Source organism: Aureimonas glaciei (assembly GCF_014643375.1).
In the GTDB taxonomy this organism is placed as follows: Bacteria; Pseudomonadota; Alphaproteobacteria; order Rhizobiales; family Rhizobiaceae; genus Plantimonas; species Plantimonas glaciei.
In genome coordinates this window covers 1-21371 of record NZ_BMJJ01000021.1, presented here as the reverse complement: position 1 = coordinate 21371, position 21371 = coordinate 1, and the positions used below count along the sequence as shown (strand labels likewise).

The window sequence follows — 21371 nt, the reverse complement described above, 5'->3', positions numbered from 1 at the left end:
ATGACTCTTTTCGGCTTTCGCATTCCGATGATGGCCTCGCTGCTGGTCTGGGCCGTGGTCTGGGAGATCGTCGGACGGCTCGACGTCATCTTCCTCATCCCGCCGATGACGGAGATCATCGAGGCCGGCATCCGCCTGGTCCAGACCGGCTCCTGGCAGAACGCCACGCTGATCACCCTGCGCTCCTTCGCGCTCGGCATGACGCTCGCCATCGGCGTCGGCGTGCCGCTCGGCATCCTGATGGGGCTGTTCAAGAGCGTCGACAATCTGATGTCGCTCTGGGTGAACATGTTCGTCTCGGCGCCCCTGTCGGCCCTGGTGCCGATTCTGATGATCCTGTTCGGCCTCGGCGAGACGACGGTCGTCGTCACCGTCTTCCTGTTCGCGGTCTGGATCATCGTCCTCGATGCCCGGGCGGGCGTCATGCAGGTGCCGCGCTCGCTGTTCGAGATGGGGCGCTCCTACGGGGCAGGTCCCTGGACGCTGTTCTCCAAGATCATCCTCCTCTCGGCGCTCCCGGAAATCCTCGCGGGCGTCCGCATCGGCTTCATCCGCGGGGTGAAGGGCGTGGTGATCGGCCAGATCCTCGTCTCGATCCTCGGTTATGGCGAGCTCTTCGAGCTGTTTTCCCGCAACTTCGAGATGGCGAGCTTCTGGGCACTGACCATCCTCCTCTTCGCCGCCGCCATGATCCTGTCGGCCATCGTCGAACACTTCGAAACCAAGATCGAATATTACGCAGGAGCCAGAGCATGAACGTCCACGCGACCCCCGAGACCTACGTCTTCGCCCCCTTGCCGGTGCCGACCCTGCCGGTGCGCGGCACGGACAAGCTGTTCCCGGTGCACCGCATCTACTGCGTCGGCCGCAACTTTGCCGACCACGCGATCGAGATGGGGCATGATCCGAACCGCGAGCCGCCCTTCTTCTTCCAGAAGAATCCCGACACCCTGGTCCTCTCCGGCCGCGACTTCCCCTATCCCCCGGCCTCGGCCGACGTGCACCACGAGATCGAACTGGTGGTGGCGCTGTCCAAGGGCGGCACCGACATCCCGCTCGACCAGGCGATGGACCATGTCTTCGGCTATGCCGTCGGTCTCGACATGACGCGGCGCGACCTTCAGGGCGAGGCGAAGAAGATGGGCCGTCCCTGGGAGACGGGGAAGGCGTTCGAGGCGTCCGCGCCCTGCACCGAACTCGTTCCGGCTTCCGAGGTGGCCGACGTCACCGCCGGCACCATCCAGCTCACCGTGAACGGCGAGGTCCGCCAGAGCGGCGATCTCAACCAGATGATCTGGAAGATCCCGGAGATGATTTCGTATCTGTCGGGTCTCTTCACGCTGCAGGCGGGCGACCTGATCTTTGCGGGGACGCCGGCCGGGGTCGGCGCCGTGCAGCGCGGCGACGAGCTGGTCGGCACGGTCGCCGGCGTTGGCGAGCTGCGCACCCGCGTCGCCTGACACAACCCGTCCCTCGACCTTGATGGCGGACGCCGCGCCAGACGCGGCGTCCGTTTCTTTTGCGCACTCACCTGCATGCCAGATGTCCCCGGGGGCCGCTTTCGATGCACGATCCAAGTTTTCTCCTCTTGTTCGCCCTCGGGCTCATCTTGACCGGCTGCGTGTCCGGTTTCCTCGCCGGCCTGCTGGGCGTCGGCGGCGGCATCGTCGTCGTGCCGGTGCTCTACATCGTCCTCGCGGCCTTCGACGTGGAGTCCGACCTCATTCCCTTCATCGCGGTCGGCACCTCGCTCGCCACGATCATCCCGACCTCGATCCAGTCCTTCCGTGCCCACCACGCCCGCGGCTCGGTCGATACCGCGCTGCTGAAATGGTGGGGGCCCTTCGTCGCCGTCGGCGTCGTTCTCGGCGTGACGATCGCGGCCTGGGCCAATGGCGAGTTCCTGACCCTGGTCTTCGCCGCGGTGGCTCTGCTCGTCGCCGGTTACATGCTTTTCTCCCCGGAAGGAGCGCATGTCGCGCCGCGTCTGCCCGGACGGCCAATCCAGGCGCTTCTCGCCACGATCATCGGCACGATCTCGTCGCTGATGGGCATCGGCGGCGGCACGCTGACCGTCCCCGTCCTGTCGCTCGCCTCCTATCCCGTGCGCAGGGCCGTCGGGACGGCGTCGGTGGTGGGCCTCATCATCGCCGTCCCTGGCGCGCTCGGCTTCGTCGTCAATGGCTGGGGCAAGTCCGACCTGCCGCCGTTCTCGCTCGGCCACGTCAACCTGGCGGGTTTCGTCCTGATCGCGGCGAGCAGCATGTTCTTCGCGCCGCTGGGAGCGCGCACGGCCCACGCCCTCGAACCAAAATGGCTTCGCCGCCTCTTTGGCGTGTTCCTCGCCGTTACCTCCATCAAGATGATGACGTGAACCGCCGGGAGGTGTGGGTTCTCAAGGAGAACCGGCAGTGCGGATGGCTTCGACGCCGTCCACCGGCGCGGACGAGGCGAGACTCTCAATCTGGCGGTGGACTTCGGCGCCGAAGGCCGCGAGCGGATGAACCGGGCGACGTCGCGTGCGATTTTGAGAACGGCTTCTATTCGTTTCGGATACGCAGTTGGATCAAATCAGCAACTCCCCGGTCCAGATCTCGGAGGCGCCGGCGATGGCGACCCCGCTGATTGGCACGTCGGTGGGAAGCCTATCTGTCGACTGACGTGCGAGGAACCCACTTCATGATGTGTTCCCCAACGGTGACGACGTCACCATGCTGGTTCTTGACCTCGATCTGGGCGGTCGTCCGCAGCCTCTCCTCGTCGATCTCCCGCACGGTATAGACAACCGTGACCGTGTCTCCCAGAAACACCGGCTTCAGCATCCGGATCCGGTCATAGCCGAGAGAAACCGGCGTGGACTCAAGGCCCTTTGCCAGGCAGCGCTCGATGAGCAGCGTCGATGTCGTCGACATGAAGCCGATGATCAGAGCGCCGTGGGCGATGCGCTTGCCATATTTCGACGTCTTCATGAATTCCTCGTCGACATGGTTGCCGCCGAGGTCGCCGGTGATGCCGGCAAACAGGTAGACGTCGCTTTCGGAGACCGTCTTGGAAAACCTGGTCTGTTCACCGACCGTCGCGTTGATGAGGGACATGGCTTTAGCTCCTAGGAAGGGTTGGAGAGTGCAAGGGCGCCGTCGCTGAAAAGGCGGTCTATTTCCTCCGGCGAAAATCCAAGCTCCGCCAGGATCTCCTGCCCGTGTTCGCCGATCTTCGGCGGCAGTCGCCGGACGGACGGAACGGCACCGTCGTATTTGAGGGGGTGGTTGACGATCGTCGCCTCGCCGCCGGCGACCGGGATGGTCGTGAAGATCCCGTTGTAAATGGCCTGCGGGTCGACCCGCAGGTCGTCGTAGTCGTTGACCTTCTCATACCAGATGGCCAGGGGATCGAAGCGGGCAGCGACCGTCGCAAAGTCGAGAGGCGCGAGAACCTCCGAAAGGGCTGCCGCGATCCTGTCGCGTTCGGCGTAGGCGTCGAGTGACGCCATGCCACGCAGGCGATCGCTGTCCAGCGCCTCGGCGATCTTGGCGACGGGATTGAGCGAGATGACGATGAAGGCGTCCGAGAGCTGGTAGACCCCATACGGCGCCTCGTGGAACCACGTGCCGAGATGCGGGTCGCGCGCGAAGCGTTCGCGGGAGCGCTCGCCGGTGTAGTACAGCGTCAGCGCTTCCATCTGCATGTCGATGCCGGCGTTGAAGAGGCTGCCCTCGATGCGGGTGCCCTTGCCTGTCGAGAGCTTCGCAAAGCAGGCGGCCGAAATGCCCATCGCCAGCAGCGCTGCGCCGTGCTGGTCGACCGCGGCGCAGCCCGTCACCGTCGGCGTTGATCCCGTCGACGCCATCAGCCCCGACCGCGCCTGGACGAGGAGATCCTGTCCGGGCTTGTCGCGCAGCGGGCCATCGGCGCCGAAGCCCGTCGCGGAGGCGTAGATGATGTCGGGACGGATGGCCTTGACCGCCTCGTAGCCCAGTCCCAGCCGTTCCATCACGCCAGGCCGGTAGTTCTCGATGATGACGTCGGCGCTCGCGACGAGCCGATCGAGGACGCGGCGGGTGTCCTTGTGCTTCAGGTCGAGAGCGACGGAGCGCTTGTTGCGGTTGGCCGAGACGAAAAAGGCGCTGACGTCGTCGACATAGGTATTGGCCCCGGACCAGTGGCGCTCGAAGGCGCCGTTCTTCGGTTCGACCTTAATGACGTCGGCGCCCATGTCGGCCAGATATTGCGCGGCGGCAGGGCCCTGGAGGTAGTGGCAGAAGCTGAGGACGCGGATGCCGTCGAGAAGGCGGGGCGCCTGCGGTGTTTCGCAGTCGGTCATGTCATGGATCCTTCGATGGGGTTCGGCGGCCTGCGATCAAGTCGCGAGCAGCTGCCGGGCGATGACGACGCGCTGGATCTGGCTCGTGCCTTCCCAGATCCTGTAGACGCGGATGTCGCGGTAAAGGCGTTCGATGGCGGTCTCGCGGGAGTAACCGTAGGCGCCGTGGATCTGCAGGGCGTCGTCGACGACACGGCTGGCGATCTCGGAGGCGAAAAGCTTGGCTTCCGAGACTTCGCGGACGACGTTGCCGCCCTTGTCCCTGACGTGGGCCGCCCGGCGGGTCATCAGCCGGGCCGCCTCGATCTGGACGGACATGTCGGCGAGCATGAACTGGATTGCCTGCAGGTCGGCGATGGGCTTGCCGAAGGCGTGACGGGTCTTCGAATAGAGCAGGGCGTCGTCGAAGGCCGCCTGAGCGATGCCGACGGACTGCGCGGCCATTCCGACACGCCCCGAATTTAGAGAGGTCAGCGACCGCCGCATGCCCGTGCCCGGCGCGGCCAGCAGGTGGTCAGCCGGGACAAACACCTGGTCGAACGAGAGCTCTCCGGTCGCCAGGCCACGCACGCCCATCAGGGGATTCTTGGCGCCCCGGATGAAGCCCTCCGATTTCGCGTCGACGAGAAAGAGGCCAATGCCGGCCTTGCCGAGGCTGCGATCGGTCGTCGCGACCACGATGGCGAGATCGCAGACTCCGGCAAAGGTGATGAACTGCTTGGATCCGGAAAGAGAGTAACCGCCCTCGACGGGGCGCGCCACCGTCCGGATCGAAGCGACGTCGGAGCCGGTATCGGCTTCCGTTTGAGCGATCGCGCAGATCGCCTCACCCCTGGCCATCAGCGGCAGATAGGCCTCGCGCACGGCGTCGGAGGCATCGCTCAGGATGATGTCGCACATCAGCTTGTTGACCATGTGCGCGTCGGCGACCGAGGCCGAGGCCCTGGCCAACTCTTCCTGCACGAGGGTCCAGGAAAGCGTATCGGCGCCCGAACCACCATGCTCCTCGGGCAGGGTCATCGAGAGAAAACCCAGCTCACCCATCTGGCGGTAGATGTCGAACGGGAACGCGTCGTCGGCGTCGATCGCCGCCGCCCGAGGACGGACCACTTCGTTGGCGAAGGCGCGGGCCGTGTCTCGAATAAGGGTCTTCTCGTCGTCTAGGTCGAACATGATGGCTGGGGCCTGTCGGGCATGGAGGGAAGGGTGGGCCGGGTCGTCGCCGCCCCGGCCCGAAGGCGTCACTTCGCGTTGGCGGCTTGGATCAGGTCGAGATTGGCCTGGCCGTCCGGGACCGAAGCCAGCAGCGCCGGCCACTGCTCGCGAGCGGTCTTCTTGAACGCCTCGAGGTCAGGCTCGTTGATGGCGATCCCGAGATTTTTCATTTCTACGAGGGCGTCGGCGCGTGTCTTGGCGTAGGTGTCGATCGAGACCTGCACAGCCTGATGCGAGGCATCCCTGACCAGCGCCTGCTGCTCGGGCGTCAGCTGATCGAAGATTGGCTTCGACATGACGAGCAGCGACGGCATCAGGTGGATCTTCGTCAGGCTGAAGTTCTTGATGATCTCGGAGAACTTGTCCTGGATCGCCTGTTCCGGCGACGTCTCCAGCCCGTCGACGACGCCGTTCTGCAGCGCCACGAAGACCTCGCTGTAAGCCATCGGCGTCGCCTGCGCGCCGAGGGCGTCGTAGGTCTGGATGAAGCCGGGTCCCTGCAGGACGCGGATTTTCATGCCGCGCATGTCCTCGACCTTGTCGATCGCGCGGTTGCCGCCGACGCTGCGCTCGAACACCGAGAAGAAGTCGAGGCCGATCAGACCGGCTGCCGGCAGCTTGTCGAGGAAGCTGCGTCCGACCTCGCTCTGCAGGACGCCGTTCGCCTGCTCGACGGAATCGAAGAGATAGGGCAGCGAGAACACGGCGAACTGCGGCACCGTGTTCTCCACCGGCGGTGCCGCGGTGATGAAGGCGCCGATCGTGCCGGTGCGGGCACCCTGGATCATCTTCACCTCGCCGCCGAGCTGGCTCTGCGGAAAGATCGAGACGGTGATCTCGCCCTTGCTACCGGCCTCGACCACTTCCTTGAATTTCTGGGCGGCGGCCTGGTAGTGGCTGTCGACCGTCAGCGTGTGGCCAAGGTTGATGTCGAGAGCGCTGGCAGTGCCCGGCATTGCTGCCAGCATGGCGCTGACGGCGATAATGGACTTGATGCTCATGGGTGTTTCCTCCGGTTCTTCTTGGGTTATCTGACGAATGCAAGAGACAGGTACGGCACGTAGGCGATGATCAGGATGTCCACCATCAGCACCGCCAGAAAGATCAGCAGCGGACGGACGATCTGATCGAGCCGGATGCCGGCCACTTCGCAGGCGATGAAGAGATTGACACCGACCGGCGGTGTGACCATGCCGACCGCCAGGTTGACGACCATGACCATGCCGAAGTGGATCGGATCGATGCCGTAGGTCGCGGCGATCGGGCCGAGGATCGGCGCCAGGATGATGATCGCCGCCAGTGTCTCCATGAACATGCCGGTGATGAACAGCAGCCCGTTGACGATCAGAAGGAAGACGAGCGGGTTGGCGGTGAGCGATCCAATCCACAGGCCGATCTGCTGCGGGATCTGGCTGATCGTCAGGAAGAAGCCGAGGGCCGAGGCGAAGGCGACGATGAACAGGATGCCCGCCGAGACGAGTGCCGCCTTGACGAAGACCTGGCCGAGATAGCGCCAGCGCAGTTCGCGGTAGACGAAGAGGCTAACGATGAGGCCGTAGAACACGGCGACCACGGCCGCTTCCGTCGGCGTGAACACGCCGGTGTAGATGCCGCCGAGGATGATGATCGGCATCATCAGCGCCAGGCTGGCCTGCCATGCCGCGACGGCGACCCCCTTCGCCCATTGGCCGAACGGGAGCGACGTCACGTTGTCGAAGCCTTTCACGTAGGCGACGACGATCGACGTCGCGATGAGAGAACCGCCGATCATGATGCCGGGCAGGATGCCGGCGATGAAGAGCGTGGCGATCGACTGGTTCATCACCAGGCCGTAGATGATGATCGGCAGGGAAGGCGGGATGATGACGCCCAGTTCGCCCGAGGCCGCCACAAGCGCCGCCGCGTAGTTGCGGGGATAGCCCTTTTTCACCATTGCCGGGATCGTCGTGGAGCCAACGGCCGCCGTGGTGGCCGAGGACGATCCGGAAATGGTGGCGAAAAACATCGAGGTGAGGACCGCGGCGCCGCCCAATCCGCCTTTCAGCCAGCCGATGAGAGCATTGGCGAGATTGACCAGTCTCTGGGAAATGCCGCCCGCCTGCATGATGCTGCCGGCGAGGATGTAGAAGGGCACGGCCATGAGCGAAAAGCTGTCGAGGCTCTCGAACACGGTCTGCACGGCGGCGACCATCGGGATGCCCCGGGCCCAAAGGCCCGCGAAGGACAGGATGCCGATGGCGACGCCAACGGGAACCGATACCGCGAGGAGGACGAGAAGTCCGGCGATGACCTGCAGGATGAGCATCGGGTCAGTCCATGATCTCGGCCTGTTCGACGTTCCGGCGGCGACCCGTCAGGATCTCGGCGGCGAAGACAAGCAGGTTGAAGATCGTGATGACGGCGCCCACCGGCATCGCCATGTAGACCCAGGTCATCGGGAGCCGCAGCACGGGCGACGTCTCGATGCTGCTCATGGCGGTCCAGCCGAAACCCACGGTGGCGACGACCACGAAGAAGCAGACGCAAATCACCACCGACAGCATCCGCATGCCGATGCCCGCTCTTTCGGGAAGGGCCACGACGATCATCTCGACGGCGATCAGCCTGAACGAGCGGCTGAGGACGGCGACGCCCAGGAAGACGACCCAGATCATGAGGTAGCGGGCCAGTTCCTCGGTCCACGGAGCCGATATCGCCATCCCCATCAAGGGAAGGACGAAGCGGATGAACACCTGCGCCAGCACCGCCAGCGTGGCGATGCCCATGAAGGTGCCGGCGATCCACCCGAGCACGGTATTCAGCATATCGGTCGATCGGATGATGAAAGTCATGGGCTGCCCTCCCGTTCGAGCTCAGTTCAGGCCAGCAAGGGCCTCAACCGTTTTCTCGAGCGTCGCGATGACGCTGGAGCGCTCGTCGCCGACCAGCGGCAGGCGAGGGGCACGCGTCCACTCCGGGGCGCCGCAGGCGACGTGTTCGGCCATTTTGATGTACTGGACGAGCTTGACGCTGGTATCGAGGTGGAAGGCCGGCGTAAGGATGCGATATAGCGGGCGAGCTTCCTCGAAGCGGCCCTGCCGGCACAGGTCGAACAGCTTCACGCACTCGGTCGGCCAAGCATTGGTCATGCCCGATACCCATCCCGATGCACCGAGGGCGACGCTTTCCAGGATCTGGTCGTCGACGCCGCAGAAGACGACGAACCGGTCGCCAAGGGCGTTGAAGATATCGGTCACGCGCCGGACGTCACCGCTCTCCTCCTTGATGCAGACGATCTCGGGAATACCGGCCAACTGCTCAAGGGCCACGGGATCGACGTCCACGCCATAAGCGATCGGATTATTGTAGATCATGATCGGCAGGTTGGTCGCGGCAGCGAGAGACCTGTACCATTCGACCGTCTCGCGGCGATCGGTGCGATAGCCGAGGCTTGGAAAGGCCATGAAGCCCTCGGCGCCCCAGGATTTCATCGACCGAGCCTTGGCTGCCGCGTCATCGGTGGTGATGGCGGCAAGGCCAGACAGCACGGGGACCCGGCCGGCAACGGCCTCCACGGCACACCGCAGGACGCGCTCGCGTTCGGCGTCGGTCAGAGAGGCGTTCTCGCCGAGCATCGGCAGCATTACCAGACCGCTCACGCCGGAACTGACAAGGCGTTCGACGCCGGCCTGGGTGGCGTCGATATCGACGCTCCCGTCTTGCCGCATCTTGGTGGTTACGGCAGGGAAAACCCCCGTCCAGTCGATCATAAGCCCCTCCCAAGGCGTTGGATGACTTAAAGCGGAAAGGCGATCTCTTGCCGCTGCGAGAAATGGCACCACTTAAAGCTATGAAAGCGCTTTCAGACTATGCAGCTGCTAAAATCATGTCAACCCGACATCGATAAATATCGTTTGTGCACTGCAAGAATACAAAGGACGACCTGAATTTGGCTGGTTTTCTGGGGTCCAATAGGCTAGGCTTTTCACAGCATAGACGCCTATTCGGCCGAAAGCGGTTTCAGGGTAGCTGCAGTCATGACCAGGAAGACATCGCTTGCAGACGTTGCTTCCGCGGCGGGGGTATCCGTCGCCACAGTTTCGCGCGCCCTCAACAACCCGGGCATGGTGACGCCGGAGCTTCGGGAGCGCATTTCCAAGGCGACGCGAGAGCTGGGCTATGTCCCAAACGGTGCGGCCCGGGCGCTGGCGTCCAAGCGCACCCGCACGATCGGCGTGGTCGTCCCGACGCTGGGGATTTCGGTGTTCGCAAGGGGTGTGGAAGCCATGCAGGACCGTCTGGGAATAGACGGGTATCGGCTTGTCGTCGCCAACTCGCGCTATGACGCCAGGCGTGAATTCGAGGAGGTCCAGTCGCTGTTGTCGCACGGCATCGACGGTCTGATTCTCGTCGGCAACGAACGCTCTCCGGACACCCGAAGACTCATCCGCCGATACGAATGCCCTGTCGTGGTCACTTTCGTTCACGAAGCCTCGGAAGACTATCCCGCCGTTGGTTTCGACAACTTCGCCTCGGCCTACGACCTGACCCGTTACCTCCTCGCGCAGGGGCATCGGAACGTGGCCGTTCTCAGCAGCCCGACAGGTGGCAATGACCGGATCCGGTCTCGCAGAGACGGCATCTTGGCCAAGCTCACGGAGGCAGACGCGCATTTGAGTTGCCTGCTGGAAGTGCCCTATGCCATGTCCGCGGGCCGCGACGGCTTGAAGAAGATCATGGACGCGGCGCCTGAGACCACCTGTCTGGTCTGTACGACGGACGTGTTGGCCGTCGGTGCGATGTCGCAGGCACGAGACCTGGGGATCGACGTTCCGGGCCAGCTTTCCATCGCTGGTTATGACGGCCTGGACTTTGCCAGCTATCTCGCGCCGGGGCTGACGACGGTGACCGTGCCCGCTGCGGAGATCGGCAATGCCGCAGCCGAACGCATGACCGCCCTTTTGTCAGGACGGATGGGTCAAGCCAGTACCGTACTGGAAGCCGCGCTGACCATTCGCGGCTCCACGGGGAGTCCGAGAACTCCCTGACCTGCCCCCGTCAGGCGAAGGCCGGGGGGCGTTTTTCGATGAACGCCGCAAGCCCTTCCGCCAGATCTAGGCTGCGGAAAAGCCTCCCGAACGCCTCGGCTTCGCGCGTATCCATTTCGCCGCCTGGACTGGACGCTGCGATCGTCTTCTTGGCCAAAGCGAGCGCCTCCCGTGGCAATCGGCAAAGCGACTGCGCCAGCTGTCGCGTCGCGTCATCGAGGTCGTCACTGGGCACGGCCGCGGTGACCAGGCCCCAGGAAGCGGCCGTCGGCGCATCCAGGGGGCGCCCGAGCAGGACCAATTGGCGTGCCCGGGCACTGCCGATCTCGCGCGCCAGTCTCTTCATTCCGCCCGCGGCGGGCAGAGCGCCGAGACTAATTTCCGGAAATCCCAGTGAGCCCTTGAGGTCCAGCAGGCGAAAATCGCAGGCCAGGGCCAGTTCGGCGCCGCCGCCGAGAGCCATGCCGCTCATCTTGGCAATGGTCACCTGCGGCAGGTTCTCGATGCGGTCGAGGAGATACTGTTCGAACCGGATCTTGGCGACGCCTCCGAGCTCTGTCCGAGGAAATTCGCCGATATCCGAGCCGACCGAAAAGGCGCGCCGACCCTCTCCCTCGAAGACGACGACACGGACATCCTGGCGCCTCTCGATTTCGCCGACGACCGCGAAAAGCTTCTCGCGCACGGCGATGGTCAGGATGTTGAGCGGCGGGTTATGGATCCTGACCGTTGCCACCCCGTCCGCGACAACCAGCATCACGTCGCCGGGCCGTCCCGCCGACGTCATGCGAGTTTCTTCGCCGCCGGCCGAAGTGCGCCGGGCTTCAGGACCATCAGCAGAGCCTCGGCGAAATAGTAGTCGCCGAAGAGCACCGCGGCATCCGGGCCGATATTGTGCGGCTTGGAGTAGCAGCCGTGCCGCAGCAGCCCCCGCTCGGACGGGTCGCGCGACAGGTGCTCCCGGCACAGATCCTCCAGAAGAGCGATCGCCTGATCCCGGCGCTTTCCGGCGATCCCGGCATCCGGCTCGAGGTCCGCAATCTGGAGCAAAGCATTGGCGACGATGGCGGAGGCGGCCGTGTCGAGCGTCGCGTCGTCGCCCGCCGGATCGTCGAAATCCCAGGGCGCGGCGCTGCGTCCTGCCAGAGCCTCGAGAAACCGGTCAGCCAGCGTGTGGGCGAGATCGAGATAGCGGCGGTTGCCGGTGGCCCTGGCGGTCTCGGCATAGCCGAGAATTGCCCAGCCCTGCCCGCGGGACCAAAAGGATTCATCGCCCAGGCCCTGGAACGTGTATCCTCGGTTCCGTGTCCCGGCGGGAAGGTCGTATTCCACCGCGTGGTAGGTCGACAGATCCTCGCGGATGAAGGTCCGCTCGGTGGACTGAGCGTGCAGTTCGGCCGCCACGGTGAAACTGTCGTCCCGCGTCTGCTCGCCCGCCCAGTACAGCAGTGGAAGGTTGGCCATGGTGTCGATGGCGGAGCTGCGGCGTCCTCTCTGATCGTCGTGCGGACCCCATGACGATACGTAACCGCCGAGGTCCGTGCGAACGAGGCGAGCCCGCAGCTGACGGGCGGCTTCGAGGCCTGTCTCGCAGTGAAGCGGATCGGCGGTGAGGTGGAACAGAGGCAGCGCGCTGGACAGGAAGATGAAGCCGATGTCGTGTGTGTTGGGATCGTGCGACCGAGGCGCGACCAGCCGCATTCTTTCGGTCGCGATTGCCAGGTGAGCCTCGTCGCCGCCGTGGAGGTGCGAGACGAGATGCAGGCCGATCCAGAATCCGCAGAACCAGTTGCCATGGCTCCAGGCATCGCCGGAATAGCCTGCGGACACGGAGGCCGGCATGAGATCCCAGCTGCCGTCCGGCCTTGTCACGTAGGGAAAGGAGACGCCCAGCGACGGTTCGTCCTCCAGCATCTTGCGGCTGAGCAGATCCAAGGCTTCCGAGAAGGCCTTCGCATGGTTGTCGGGCATCGTTGTTCCTCCCTGAAGCAGATTCAGTCGACTTCTGTATATTTTTAGCAGCTTATGAAAGCGCTTACAATTGCATGACGAGCGATTTCCTTCGGTCTCCCGTCCAGGCGGCAATCGCCGGCGCTGTCGGAGGACCTGGTCCCGCATCCCATGGGAACGACGTCCATGGCGGCGCCGGCGAGCAGACGGTCGCCTTCTCGGGAGCGGTGAGTTCATCGTGCTGGTCGGCCCCTCCGGCTGTGGAAAGTCGACCCTGCTGCGGATGATCGCCGGCCTCGAAGAAATCACCGCCGGCGAATTGCGGATCGCCGATCGCGAAGTCGGCGACCTGCCGCCGGCGGACCGCGACATCGCCATGGTTTTCCAGGACTACGCGCTCTATCCGCATATGAGCGTCGCCGACAATCTCGCCTTCGGTCTGAAGATGCGCGATACCCCCGATACCGAGATCGCCACGCAGGTCGGCAAGGCCTCGGCGATCCTGAAACTCGAGCCGTTCATGGACCGGCGTCCGGCGCAGCTCTCCGGCGGACAGCGCCAGCGTGTCGCCATGGGCCGGGCGATCGTGCGCGATCCCAAGGCTTTCCTGTTCGACGAACCCTTGTCGAACCTCGATGCCGCGTTGCANTCGAGGCCATGACGCTGGCCGACCGGATCGTGGTGATGAACGGCGGGCACATGGAGCAGGTCGGCCGGCCGCTCGACCTTTATCACCGGCCGGCGACGCTGTTCGTCGCCCGCTTCATCGGCAGCCCGACGATGAACACGTTGTCGTGCGAAGTGCTTGGCCAGGCCGATGGTGAACTACGGCTGAAACTACCGGTGTAACAGCTGTGCTTCCTTCGGCGACGATACCGCCGGGCGCGGGTCGCGCTCGCTGGCTCCTGATGCGCCCGGCATCGCTCGTCGTCGGGGGCCGCAGCCCCAGCAGTCCAAGGCGAACTTTCGCACCGCGGCGCTCAAGCTGTCCAAAGATGATCTGGCGCGGCTCGATGCTCTCAGCCGCCCGCAGTTGATCTACCCGCATTGGCACTAGGGCCAGTTCGCTGCGCCCCGCTTCGGCGCCGCAGACGGAATTTGCGGGGGCGACTTCGTAACGGGTACGGCGACCGGACGTTCTCGCCAAGATGGGCGTCCTCAACCGGATCCGAACACTGGATCTGATGCTGTCGACGACAATCGGAAGCGCGCCGACTGTCTCGGACGCCGATTTGTTCGAAGCCGACCGCGATGGTTCAGGCGAGGGCGATTCTTCTCTCTGTTTGGTGTGCGGTCCATTGCCTCACGACGACGGGCAGGATCAGGCCGATGCCCACCAGAGTCGAATAGAGTTCGGGAGCCACGAGAAGCAGCGAGGCGAGACCCAGAAGGATTCGTTCCCAAAGTCTCGTCTTTACTAGCATCCACCCGGACAGGGCGGCCCCAAGGCAGGCGATGCCGAGCGCGCAGCCGATGAAGGCAAGAGCGAAGGCCGTCCAGGTGAACCCAGTCGTCACCAGAAGCAGCGATGGCGAGAAGACGAAGACGAAGGGGACCAGCACCTTTCCAAGGCTGAGACGGAACGCGGTGTTGCCGGTCTTGAAAGGATCGGCGGCGGCCATTCCTGCTGCGGCATAGGCGGCAAGCGCCACCGGCGGCGTGATGTCGGCGAGGACGCCATAATAGAAGACGAAGAAGTGCGCCACGATCGGCTCGACACCGAGGAGACCGAGCGTCGGCGCGGCAATGGTCGCCATGATGATGTAGTTGGCCGTCGTCGGAATGCCGCAGCCCATGAGAATGCAGACGATGCCGGTCATCACCAGCGAGAAGAGCAGGGTCAGCGTCTGCGGCGCAAAGAGGTAGACGGGGACGATGCTGCCGACGAAGGTCGCCATGTCGGCAGCCGTCGACGTGACGATGAAGGAGATCTTGAAGCCGACGCCCGTCAGCGTGACGACGCCGACGACGATGCCGACCGTCGCCGCGGCGGCGCCGACCGCCAGCGCGTATTTCGCGCCATCCCGGAGGCCGACCGCGATGTCGGCAAGGCTCATGCGCCGGCGGGGGTTGAAGAGCCCGACGAGAACGCAGAGGGTGATGCCCCAGAAGGCGGCGAGATAGGGCGTGTAGCCCGCGAGAAGAATGGCAACGAGCACGACGAGCGGGATGACGGTCGGCCAGTCGCGGCGGAAGGCCTCCTTCAGGTCCGGCATCTCGTCCGGACGCAGGCCGCGCAGCCCGTTGCGCTTGGCCTCGAAGTGCACCTGCATCAGGACGCCGAAGAAGTGCATGAAAGCCGGCACGATCGCCGCGAGGATGATCGTCGTATAGGGTAGGTTGAGAAATTCGATCATCAGGAAGGCCGCGGCCCCCATGATCGGCGGCGTGATCTGGCCGCCGGTCGACGACGCGGCCTCGACCGCTGCCGCAAATTCGCGCTTGTAGCCGAGCTTGATCATGGCCGGGATCGTCAACGATCCGACGGTGACGGTGTTGGCGACGGACGAGCCGGATATCATGCCGAACAGCGCCGAACCGAAGATTGAGACCTTCGCCGGGCCACCCGCGTATCGTCCGGCGACCCAAGCTGCGCAGTCGAGGAACAGCTGTCCAAGGCCGATGCGCGTGGCGAAGACGCCGAACAAGACGAAATGGAAGACGTAGGTCGCGACGACACCAAGGGCGATGCCGTAGATTCCCTGCGTCGTCAGGTAAAGATGGTCGACGAGCTGCGAGACCGTCGCCCCGGGATGGACGAGGATGCCCGGCATCGACTGGCCGAAAATGCCGTAGGCCATGAAGATGAGGGCGATGATCGGCAAGGGCCAGCCGACCGAGCGCCGCGTCGCCTCAAGCAGCAGCAGGATCAAGGTTCCCCCCAGAACGACGTCGGTCGTTGTCGGATTGCCGACGCGGAAGGCGAGCGTGTCGAGCGGGATGAGGGGCACGTGCAGCACCGCGACGACGGCGGCTATGGCGAGCAGCCAATCGTATAAGGGGATGCCGATGGGGCGCAGCAGGGAATGACCGGCAGGGGCATCGAAGCCCCGCTTCGTCAGCGGAAAGACCAGGAAGACCAGGGCAATCACCATCGACAGGTGGATGCCGCGATGGATCATCTCCGACAGGAGACCGAAGCCGGCGGTGTAGTAGTGGAACAGCGAAAGGGCAACGAGCAGCCCTCCGACCAGCCAGCCAGCCTCCCTTGACAGGGGCCGGAAACGGATTTCGGAGTCGAACTTCTCCTCCAGCGCGCGCGCCGCCTCCTCATCGAGCTCCAGCGGCGCCAGGCGCACGTCCTCGTCGGGGGATACCTTCATCGTGCCGAATCCGTCATTGCGTAAGCGGGAATAAAAAGGTCCGCGGCAGAAACTGCCGCGGACCCAACGCGTCGTTAATCGGTGCGTCCTACTTCAAGAGGCCCTTTTCCCGGTAGTAGCGCTCGGCGCCCGGATGCAGCGGAATGCCGAGGCCGATCGTCGCGGTCTCCAACTTGATCAGCTTGCCCTTGGCATGGCCGGCATCCAAGGCAGCGCGCGAGGCGTCGTTCCACATGACGTCCACGATCTTGTAGACCAGTTCCTCGTCGACCTTGGCGCTCGTCACCCATTGAGCCGCGACTGCAATCGTCTCCGTCTCACCGACGCCCGAATAGGTCTCGGCCGGAACGGTGTCCTTGCTGAAGAAGCTGTACTCGGCGAGCAGCTTGTCGATCTCGGGACCCTTGATAGGAACCAGCGAGATTCCGCTGGAAGTCGCCAGCTCGGAAATGGCGCCGGTCGGATAGCCGCCGACGAAGAAATAAGCGTCGAGCGCGCCATCCCGTAGCCGATCGCCCGCAGGCCCGGGCTTCAGGTACTCGGCCTCCACGTCATCCTCGGTCAATCCGAAGGCGCCGAGCACCAGGCGGGCGTCGACGATGGTGCCCGAGCCGGGTTCGTCGAGCGAGACGCGCTTGCCCTTGAGATCCGCGACCGACTCGATTCCTGACCCTTCCGCCGCAACGAGATGGATCGTCTCGGGGTAGAGCGTGGCCAGAAGGCGCAGATCCTCAACCTTGCCCTGATCCTTGAAGAGGCCGGTGCCGGTATGGGCCCAATAGGCGACGTCGGACTGGCTGAAGCCCGACTCCATCGAGCCGGCCTTGATGGCGTTGATGTTAGCGACAGAGCCGTTCGAGGCAACAGCGGTGGCGACAAGACCTTGGACGCCCTTCTCGCCGGAACCCGAAATCGCATTCGCGATCAGACCACCGATGGGATAATAGGTGCCCGCCGTGCCGCCGGTGCCGATACGGAAGAACTGGGGCGCCTGGGCCGCCGCCAATCCGGTCGCGGCAATGGCAGAGCCAAAAATCAGGCAGGCGGCGATCTTTTTGAGCGACGTCATCATCAATCTTCCTCGACGGCTTGTTTTCCTAGAATTCGATCATGGCGGCACAACGCGTGTTTGTCGAAGGCAAATCGTTTGGGCTGCGTGGAATGTGGCCGCCAGGCCCGATGGTGTCGGCGCGCTGAGATTCGATGAGCATCTTTGCGTAAAGCGGCGACAAGAAATTCGGTAGCTATGACGAGACGTATGGAAGCCTTGGCGCGGCCATCGGCTTCATGACCTGGACGTGGCTCAGCTGCATCGTCGTGCTCTTCGGTGCTGAGCTCAATGCAGAGTTGGAGCACCAGGCGGCCAAGGATACGACGCATACGCAAGAGAGGCCGCTGGGCAAGCGCGGAGCGATTATGGCGGATACGGTGGGCGAGGCGTCATCATAAAACATCGCATGCGGCTTTAGGCAGATCGGCGAGGACCGAGCCGTCAGGTTGCGCTCTCAGCCTTCATGCGAATTCAGATTAAATGGGATCGGATCAACTGGAAGTTTTAAGACGGCGATCAAGAACGGCTTCATCAAGCAGCGGGATACTTGCAGTGAGTGGGTGCTCAAAATCAACTTGGGCGGCATTCGGATCGTTGGTGTTCTGCGTTAGCGAGGCCATGCGGATGATGTCGTCCGAGCCGAAGCACGAGAACTAGACATTTCACGACACTTTGCGATGCCCATCCGCCGCCAACGCCGCTTCTACCAGGCGATCAATTAACTTCAGCCTTCCAGATGATCCATTCTCGACGTGCTAAGACTGCTGTGTGAGCTGCGGACGTCCGCATGGGAAAAGATTGCTCACCTTGGAGGCGGGCGCTGTTGGGGTAAGAAGGCCTGCGCCTCACGCTCGGGAAAGCCGGGTGCTCCCCATCAGTCCTCCACTCGCACCAGCTTTGCACTTAGCAGAGCAATGTCGTCTTGCCTTCACGAGAATAAACCGCCACCGCTTCTAAGCGCGATGGCGGCTTCAGTATTACCGGATCCGTATTCTCGTTGCGGCCGCAGCGGCGCCCATGCACTTATGCTCAGTCGTATACTTCAATGATGCTGCGCGTCTTCGGGTCTATGAGAACACGCTGGTCATTTACAATCGCATATGCGTAGCCATCGTTATCCGGGATGACCTGATATTCGATGGTGTCAGGCAGGGGCTGACCGACAACGACAGGGCCTTCGAGCACGACCGAGTTGTTCCGCTGTTGTGTGACATAGGTGCGAACTTCGTCAGGCACGACGACTACAGTTCCCGCTGCGGGCCGTTCTGTCACGACGGTGGTGGTCGTCGTGGTTTGGGCCGAGGCCGGCGCCGTGATGGCCAGTCCGGCAACGCCTAGTACCGCGATAAGAGTGCGCATTTCGATCTCCTGTTCGTCCCAGATCACAAACGTGGGAAGAGGCGATTAGTTGCCAAATGACTGAATCCCAACGCAGACGAATTTCCTCGCGCCAAAGGGAGAGAGACAGACGGGGCGACTTGAGCAAAGGCAGAATGCGGAGGTAAGAAGCAGGCGGTAACCGCCAGAGCAACAATCCTTGGGGCCGGCATTTCCTGTCTTCCTCGCTGCCTGTGCCCCGTTTTTCATTCTTTGCTTCTATTCGCCTGCCGGACACGCGTCTAAAGGATGTTGCCGGACGCCGCGAAAGAGGACGATGCACCACACTCATCACGACCCAATCTTCGTAGTCCTGTCGATCGTCGTCGCCGTGCTGGGGTCGTGGACGGCGCTGGATCTTTTCCGCCGTGTGACGCAGAACACCGGGCGGGCTCGCACGGGGTGGCTTGCGACGGCCTCTCTGGCGATGGGCATCAGCATCTGGTCGATGCATTTCATCGCCATGCTCGGCTTCGATCCCGGGTCCGCCGTGAGCTACGATCCAGCACTGACGGCAATCTCCCTCTTGCTGGCCGTCATCTCCACTGCGGGGGCGTTCTTCTTCGTCGCCCGCGCAAAAGCAAATCGAAGGCACGTCTTTGCGGCCGGCGCGGCAATGGGTGCCGGCATCTGCGCGATGCACTATGTCGGCATGGCCGCGCTAGAGACAGCCGTCTCTCTGGGCTATGATTTCCGACTTGTGGCTCTATCGCTCGCGATCGCAGTAGCGGCATCGACGGCAGCTCTACTGGTGGCGAGCAGAGAGCGCTCCGCGAGCTCTCAGGCGTCGGCCTCCGTCATCCTCGGACTCGCCATTGTGGGCATGCACTACACGGCGATGTCGGCCCTGAAGCTGACCCTGATCTCCGGCGCACCGACCGCTTCGTATGGTGCGCCGCCCACTGCGTTAGCCGTGTCTGTCGCCGCACTGACGATCCTGCTTCTGTTCCTCGCGATTATGGCCAGTCTCTTCGACCAGCGCGACAATATACTGTCTGCCCTTGAAGCTGGAGGTGTCGGTTTCTGGGAACTGGATCTTCGAACAAAGGCCCTACGGATTTCACCGCAGGGCAAGGCAATTTACGGACTGTCTGCGGAAAGCGCGCTTTCATACGAGCAGGCACTGAGCCGGATCGCACCCGACAGTCGGGTTGAGCGTGAAAGGCAGCTTGCACATGCCATCGAGACCGATACCGACTACGACATTGTTTATCTGCTCGCCTCGGGCGATCGCTGGGTCAATGTCCGAGGCCGAACGGTAAAGTCGCGGAATGGCGCTGCCGCACGCATGGTCGGAGTTGTGCTGGACGTGACCGACCGCCGCAATGCCTTTATCGACCTTGAGACTAGCGAACGGCGGCAGCGTCTCCTGATTGACGAGCTGAACCATCGCGTGAAGAACACCCTTGCGACGGTCCAGTCGATCTCTCGTCAGACAGCAAGGCATGCGCCGTCGCCGGAGCGCTTCCATGCTGACTTCGAAGCTCGACTGATGGCGCTCTCGGCCACGCATAACGTTTTGACACGCAGCGGCTGGGAACGGGCCAGTCTCCGCGAGATCCTCGAGAACGAGTTGAAGCCCTATGCGGACGGTCAGGTCTATCTAGCCGGAGAGGATATCGATCTGTCATCCCGCATCGCGCTTGCGTTGGGAATGGTGTTCCACGAGCTCGCGACCAACGCCGCGAAGCACGGTGGTCTCTCCGTACCGGAGGGGCGCTTGAATGTGGCCTGGAGCCAGCAAAAAGTCGGCGGACGACAGAGCCTGGAATTCCGGTGGACCGAAACCGGGAGGCCAATCGTGGATTCACCCGCTCGAAAAGGCTTCGGATCCCGCCTTGTTATTTCCAGCATCGAAGGTGAACTCGGCGGACGGGCAATCATGGACTTTGACAGGCTAGGATTTCGCTGTCTGATGATCGTTCCAATGGAATAGTGGTACGCATTGAGGTGCCAAGGCTCAAGCCGGCAACTGCAGCCGGATGCCCAGCTAAGCCTATTTCCGTCCTTCGCTTCGGTGTCCTGGTCCTAGGAACTTTCGTCTGATGCAGTTCAATTCCGTTAGGTCTACGAGAGGAGGGTCTCGCGGAATGACCTCCGGCTTGGCACTTCAGCGGCATCGCAATGGTTCGCGGAGAGACCCATTTTGACGCGCTCGGCGTCGTACCAGGCTTAGCTTCCGGCACCCGCTCGCTCTCGGTTTGGAGGGCTGCGACCACGCCGAGGACGAGGCTTGTCCTTCGACGCCTGCGTCTGGGAGGTCGAGGCCGAAGACAGTTTCGTCAGGTTGCTTTCAATCTCTGTGTTCAGCGTGGCAATGCCCTCTCTCACGGCATCCGCATCGACATAGACCTCGGGGAATCGCTGGGAGAGCCAGAGCCATGCCGTGGCAAGGTTCACGCCGTCCTCCAGGCGCTGAAGGTCTCCCGAACGGAGCGGCGGCATCGGCGCTTGCTTGCCGGCCGCGTGGGCATGCGCCCAGGTGATGACAGTGTCCATGAACCAGGGATGGCGCAGAGAGACGGGGACCACGGCATAAGCCAGGCGGTCGAGCAGCGGGATAGCGATGCCCGCGAGGCGCCGCGCCTTTTCGACTTCCTCGTCCATGTCGCCGATCTTCAGATCGGGATGGTCCAGAACCAGCCGCGAGCGGAGATAGGCGAGGATCTGGTCCAACGAGTCCGTCTCGAGGAACTCCGCAGCCAGTGCGACGCTCTCGCGGTTAGGGCGAACGAAGGCCCGCCCGATCAACTCCTTTGGTGGCGTTTCCAAAGCAGCTCGGAGCTTGTCGACGCCGTGCTGTCCGCCGCCGATCGATCCAACCCAACCCTTCTCGAACATGCCGAAGCGCCCGGCACGACCGCCGATCTGACGGATCTCCGAGAAAAACAGGCCTCGTCGCTTGTTGCCGTCGAATTTGTCGAGCGCGGCGAAAAAGATGCGCGATACCGGCAGGTTCAGGCCCATGCCGATCGCGTCGGTGGCAACCACGATGTCGGCTTCTGTCAACGGCGGAGCAATTCCAGGCCAGTGTGGCGGAGTAAAACCAGGCCACGCGTCCGAGAGGGCACGACACAGGAAAGGGCCCGATCGGGCCCTTTCCTGTG

18 protein-coding genes and 2 pseudogenes are annotated in these 21371 nt (G+C 63.4%); 7 read left to right on the top strand and 13 right to left on the bottom strand.

Features of this window, described 5'->3' with window-relative positions; all coding sequences use genetic code 11:
- The 3 genes from IEX88_RS25760 to IEX88_RS25750 all read left to right on the top strand — a co-directional run bounded on the left by IEX88_RS25760 (position 1) and on the right by IEX88_RS25750 (position 2374).
- Positions 1-756: an ABC transporter permease gene (locus IEX88_RS25760; RefSeq protein WP_188855341.1), complete on the top strand. Its 756-nt coding sequence runs from the start codon at positions 1-3 to the stop codon at positions 754-756.
- Positions 753-1460, top strand: a complete 708-nt coding sequence (locus tag IEX88_RS25755; protein ID WP_188855340.1) for a fumarylacetoacetate hydrolase family protein — start codon at positions 753-755, stop codon at positions 1458-1460. Before IEX88_RS25760 ends, IEX88_RS25755 begins: the two co-directional genes overlap by 4 nt.
- Before the next feature lie 104 nt (positions 1461-1564).
- Positions 1565-2374: a sulfite exporter TauE/SafE family protein gene (locus IEX88_RS25750; RefSeq protein WP_188855339.1), complete on the top strand. Its 810-nt coding sequence runs from the start codon at positions 1565-1567 to the stop codon at positions 2372-2374.
- Positions 2375-2645: 271 nt separating this feature from the next.
- Here IEX88_RS25750 and IEX88_RS25745 read toward each other — a convergent pair whose 3' ends face one another.
- From IEX88_RS25745 to IEX88_RS25715, 7 genes are all read right to left on the bottom strand, one after another.
- Positions 2646-3095 (bottom strand): MaoC/PaaZ C-terminal domain-containing protein, encoded by a 450-nt coding sequence (locus IEX88_RS25745; protein ID WP_188855338.1) that lies wholly within the window; start codon positions 3093-3095, stop codon positions 2646-2648.
- Positions 3096-3106: 11 nt separating this feature from the next.
- Positions 3107-4321: a CaiB/BaiF CoA transferase family protein gene (locus tag IEX88_RS25740; protein ID WP_188855337.1), complete on the bottom strand. Its 1215-nt coding sequence runs from the start codon at positions 4319-4321 to the stop codon at positions 3107-3109.
- Positions 4322-4357: 36 nt separating this feature from the next.
- Positions 4358-5494 (bottom strand): acyl-CoA dehydrogenase family protein, encoded by a 1137-nt coding sequence (locus IEX88_RS25735; RefSeq protein ID WP_188855336.1) that lies wholly within the window; start codon positions 5492-5494, stop codon positions 4358-4360.
- Positions 5495-5562: 68 nt separating this feature from the next.
- Complete coding sequence (locus IEX88_RS25730; RefSeq protein WP_188855335.1) at positions 5563-6537, bottom strand: TRAP transporter substrate-binding protein; 975 nt, start codon at positions 6535-6537, stop codon at positions 5563-5565.
- Between the two features lie 26 nt (positions 6538-6563).
- The gene (locus IEX88_RS25725; protein ID WP_188855334.1) at positions 6564-7841 is read right to left on the bottom strand and encodes a TRAP transporter large permease; all 1278 of its coding nucleotides are present in this window, start codon (positions 7839-7841) and stop codon (positions 6564-6566) included.
- A 4-nt stretch (positions 7842-7845) separates the two neighbouring features.
- Positions 7846-8367 carry a TRAP transporter small permease gene (locus IEX88_RS25720; protein WP_188855333.1) on the bottom strand — a complete coding sequence of 174 codons (522 nt, stop codon included), beginning with the start codon at positions 8365-8367 and terminating at the stop codon, positions 7846-7848.
- A 21-nt stretch (positions 8368-8388) separates the two neighbouring features.
- Positions 8389-9285 carry a dihydrodipicolinate synthase family protein gene (locus tag IEX88_RS25715; protein WP_188855332.1) on the bottom strand — a complete coding sequence of 299 codons (897 nt, stop codon included), beginning with the start codon at positions 9283-9285 and terminating at the stop codon, positions 8389-8391.
- Between the two features lie 267 nt (positions 9286-9552).
- Between IEX88_RS25715 and IEX88_RS25710 the strand changes: the two genes are divergently transcribed.
- The gene (locus IEX88_RS25710) at positions 9553-10563 is read left to right on the top strand and encodes a LacI family DNA-binding transcriptional regulator (protein ID WP_188855331.1); all 1011 of its coding nucleotides are present in this window, start codon (positions 9553-9555) and stop codon (positions 10561-10563) included.
- Between the two features lie 10 nt (positions 10564-10573).
- Here IEX88_RS25710 and IEX88_RS25705 read toward each other — a convergent pair whose 3' ends face one another.
- Positions 10574-11350 carry an enoyl-CoA hydratase/isomerase family protein gene (locus IEX88_RS25705; protein ID WP_188855330.1) on the bottom strand — a complete coding sequence of 259 codons (777 nt, stop codon included), beginning with the start codon at positions 11348-11350 and terminating at the stop codon, positions 10574-10576.
- A complete protein-coding gene (locus tag IEX88_RS25700; protein WP_188855329.1) occupies positions 11347-12534 on the bottom strand; it encodes a glycoside hydrolase family protein in 1188 nt (395 codons plus the stop codon). The genes IEX88_RS25705 and IEX88_RS25700 overlap by 4 nt, the downstream gene beginning before the upstream one ends.
- 196 nt (positions 12535-12730) lie before the next feature.
- On the opposite strand from IEX88_RS25700, the pseudogene IEX88_RS25695 reads away from it, so the two are divergent.
- Positions 12731-13305: pseudogene (locus IEX88_RS25695) on the top strand (ABC transporter ATP-binding protein); the annotation flags it as partial.
- 464 nt (positions 13306-13769) lie between these two features.
- On the opposite strand, the gene IEX88_RS25690 reads toward IEX88_RS25695, so the two are convergent.
- Positions 13770-15836, bottom strand: a complete 2067-nt coding sequence (locus IEX88_RS25690) for a TRAP transporter permease (protein ID WP_188855328.1) — start codon at positions 15834-15836, stop codon at positions 13770-13772.
- 88 nt (positions 15837-15924) lie between these two features.
- Positions 15925-16908, bottom strand: coding sequence for a TAXI family TRAP transporter solute-binding subunit (locus tag IEX88_RS25685; RefSeq protein WP_188855327.1), 984 nt, complete (start codon positions 16906-16908; stop codon positions 15925-15927).
- Positions 16909-17072: 164 nt separating this feature from the next.
- On the opposite strand from IEX88_RS25685, the pseudogene IEX88_RS25680 reads away from it, so the two are divergent.
- Positions 17073-17285, top strand: a pseudogene (locus IEX88_RS25680) (YhjD/YihY/BrkB family envelope integrity protein); the annotation flags it as partial.
- 631 nt (positions 17286-17916) lie between these two features.
- On the opposite strand, the gene IEX88_RS25675 reads toward IEX88_RS25680, so the two are convergent.
- Positions 17917-18246, bottom strand: a complete 330-nt coding sequence (locus IEX88_RS25675; protein WP_188855326.1) for a DUF1236 domain-containing protein — start codon at positions 18244-18246, stop codon at positions 17917-17919.
- A 295-nt stretch (positions 18247-18541) separates the two neighbouring features.
- Here IEX88_RS25675 and IEX88_RS25670 point away from each other — a divergent pair, with 295 nt between their 5' ends.
- A complete protein-coding gene (locus IEX88_RS25670; RefSeq protein ID WP_188855325.1) occupies positions 18542-20200 on the top strand; it encodes an MHYT domain-containing protein in 1659 nt (552 codons plus the stop codon).
- 236 nt (positions 20201-20436) lie between these two features.
- Here IEX88_RS25670 and IEX88_RS25665 read toward each other — a convergent pair whose 3' ends face one another.
- Entirely contained in the window at positions 20437-21273 is an 837-nt protein-coding gene (locus IEX88_RS25665) for an SUV3 domain-containing protein (RefSeq protein ID WP_188855324.1), read from the bottom strand.
- Positions 21274-21371 lie beyond the last annotated feature (98 nt).

What these genes read in the sequence shown, in the direction of transcription:
- IEX88_RS25760 (WP_188855341.1), top strand. Translation starts at nt 1, where the DNA reads ATGACTCTTTTCGGCTTTCGCATTCCGATGATGGCCTCGCTGCTGGTC.
- IEX88_RS25755 (WP_188855340.1), top strand. Translation starts at nt 753, where the DNA reads ATGAACGTCCACGCGACCCCCGAGACCTACGTCTTCGCCCCCTTGCCG.
- IEX88_RS25750 (WP_188855339.1), top strand. Translation starts at nt 1,565, where the DNA reads ATGCACGATCCAAGTTTTCTCCTCTTGTTCGCCCTCGGGCTCATCTTG.
- IEX88_RS25745 (WP_188855338.1), bottom strand. Translation starts at nt 3,095, where the DNA reads ATGTCCCTCATCAACGCGACGGTCGGTGAACAGACCAGGTTTTCCAAG.
- IEX88_RS25740 (WP_188855337.1), bottom strand. Translation starts at nt 4,321, where the DNA reads ATGACCGACTGCGAAACACCGCAGGCGCCCCGCCTTCTCGACGGCATC.
- IEX88_RS25735 (WP_188855336.1), bottom strand. Translation starts at nt 5,494, where the DNA reads ATGTTCGACCTAGACGACGAGAAGACCCTTATTCGAGACACGGCCCGC.
- IEX88_RS25730 (WP_188855335.1), bottom strand. Translation starts at nt 6,537, where the DNA reads ATGAGCATCAAGTCCATTATCGCCGTCAGCGCCATGCTGGCAGCAATG.
- IEX88_RS25725 (WP_188855334.1), bottom strand. Translation starts at nt 7,841, where the DNA reads ATGCTCATCCTGCAGGTCATCGCCGGACTTCTCGTCCTCCTCGCGGTA.
- IEX88_RS25720 (WP_188855333.1), bottom strand. Translation starts at nt 8,367, where the DNA reads ATGACTTTCATCATCCGATCGACCGATATGCTGAATACCGTGCTCGGG.
- IEX88_RS25715 (WP_188855332.1), bottom strand. Translation starts at nt 9,285, where the DNA reads ATGATCGACTGGACGGGGGTTTTCCCTGCCGTAACCACCAAGATGCGG.
- IEX88_RS25710 (WP_188855331.1), top strand. Translation starts at nt 9,553, where the DNA reads ATGACCAGGAAGACATCGCTTGCAGACGTTGCTTCCGCGGCGGGGGTA.
- IEX88_RS25705 (WP_188855330.1), bottom strand. Translation starts at nt 11,350, where the DNA reads ATGACGTCGGCGGGACGGCCCGGCGACGTGATGCTGGTTGTCGCGGAC.
- IEX88_RS25700 (WP_188855329.1), bottom strand. Translation starts at nt 12,534, where the DNA reads ATGCCCGACAACCATGCGAAGGCCTTCTCGGAAGCCTTGGATCTGCTC.
- IEX88_RS25690 (WP_188855328.1), bottom strand. Translation starts at nt 15,836, where the DNA reads ATGAAGGTATCCCCCGACGAGGACGTGCGCCTGGCGCCGCTGGAGCTC.
- IEX88_RS25685 (WP_188855327.1), bottom strand. Translation starts at nt 16,908, where the DNA reads ATGATGACGTCGCTCAAAAAGATCGCCGCCTGCCTGATTTTTGGCTCT.
- IEX88_RS25675 (WP_188855326.1), bottom strand. Translation starts at nt 18,246, where the DNA reads ATGCGCACTCTTATCGCGGTACTAGGCGTTGCCGGACTGGCCATCACG.
- IEX88_RS25670 (WP_188855325.1), top strand. Translation starts at nt 18,542, where the DNA reads ATGCACCACACTCATCACGACCCAATCTTCGTAGTCCTGTCGATCGTC.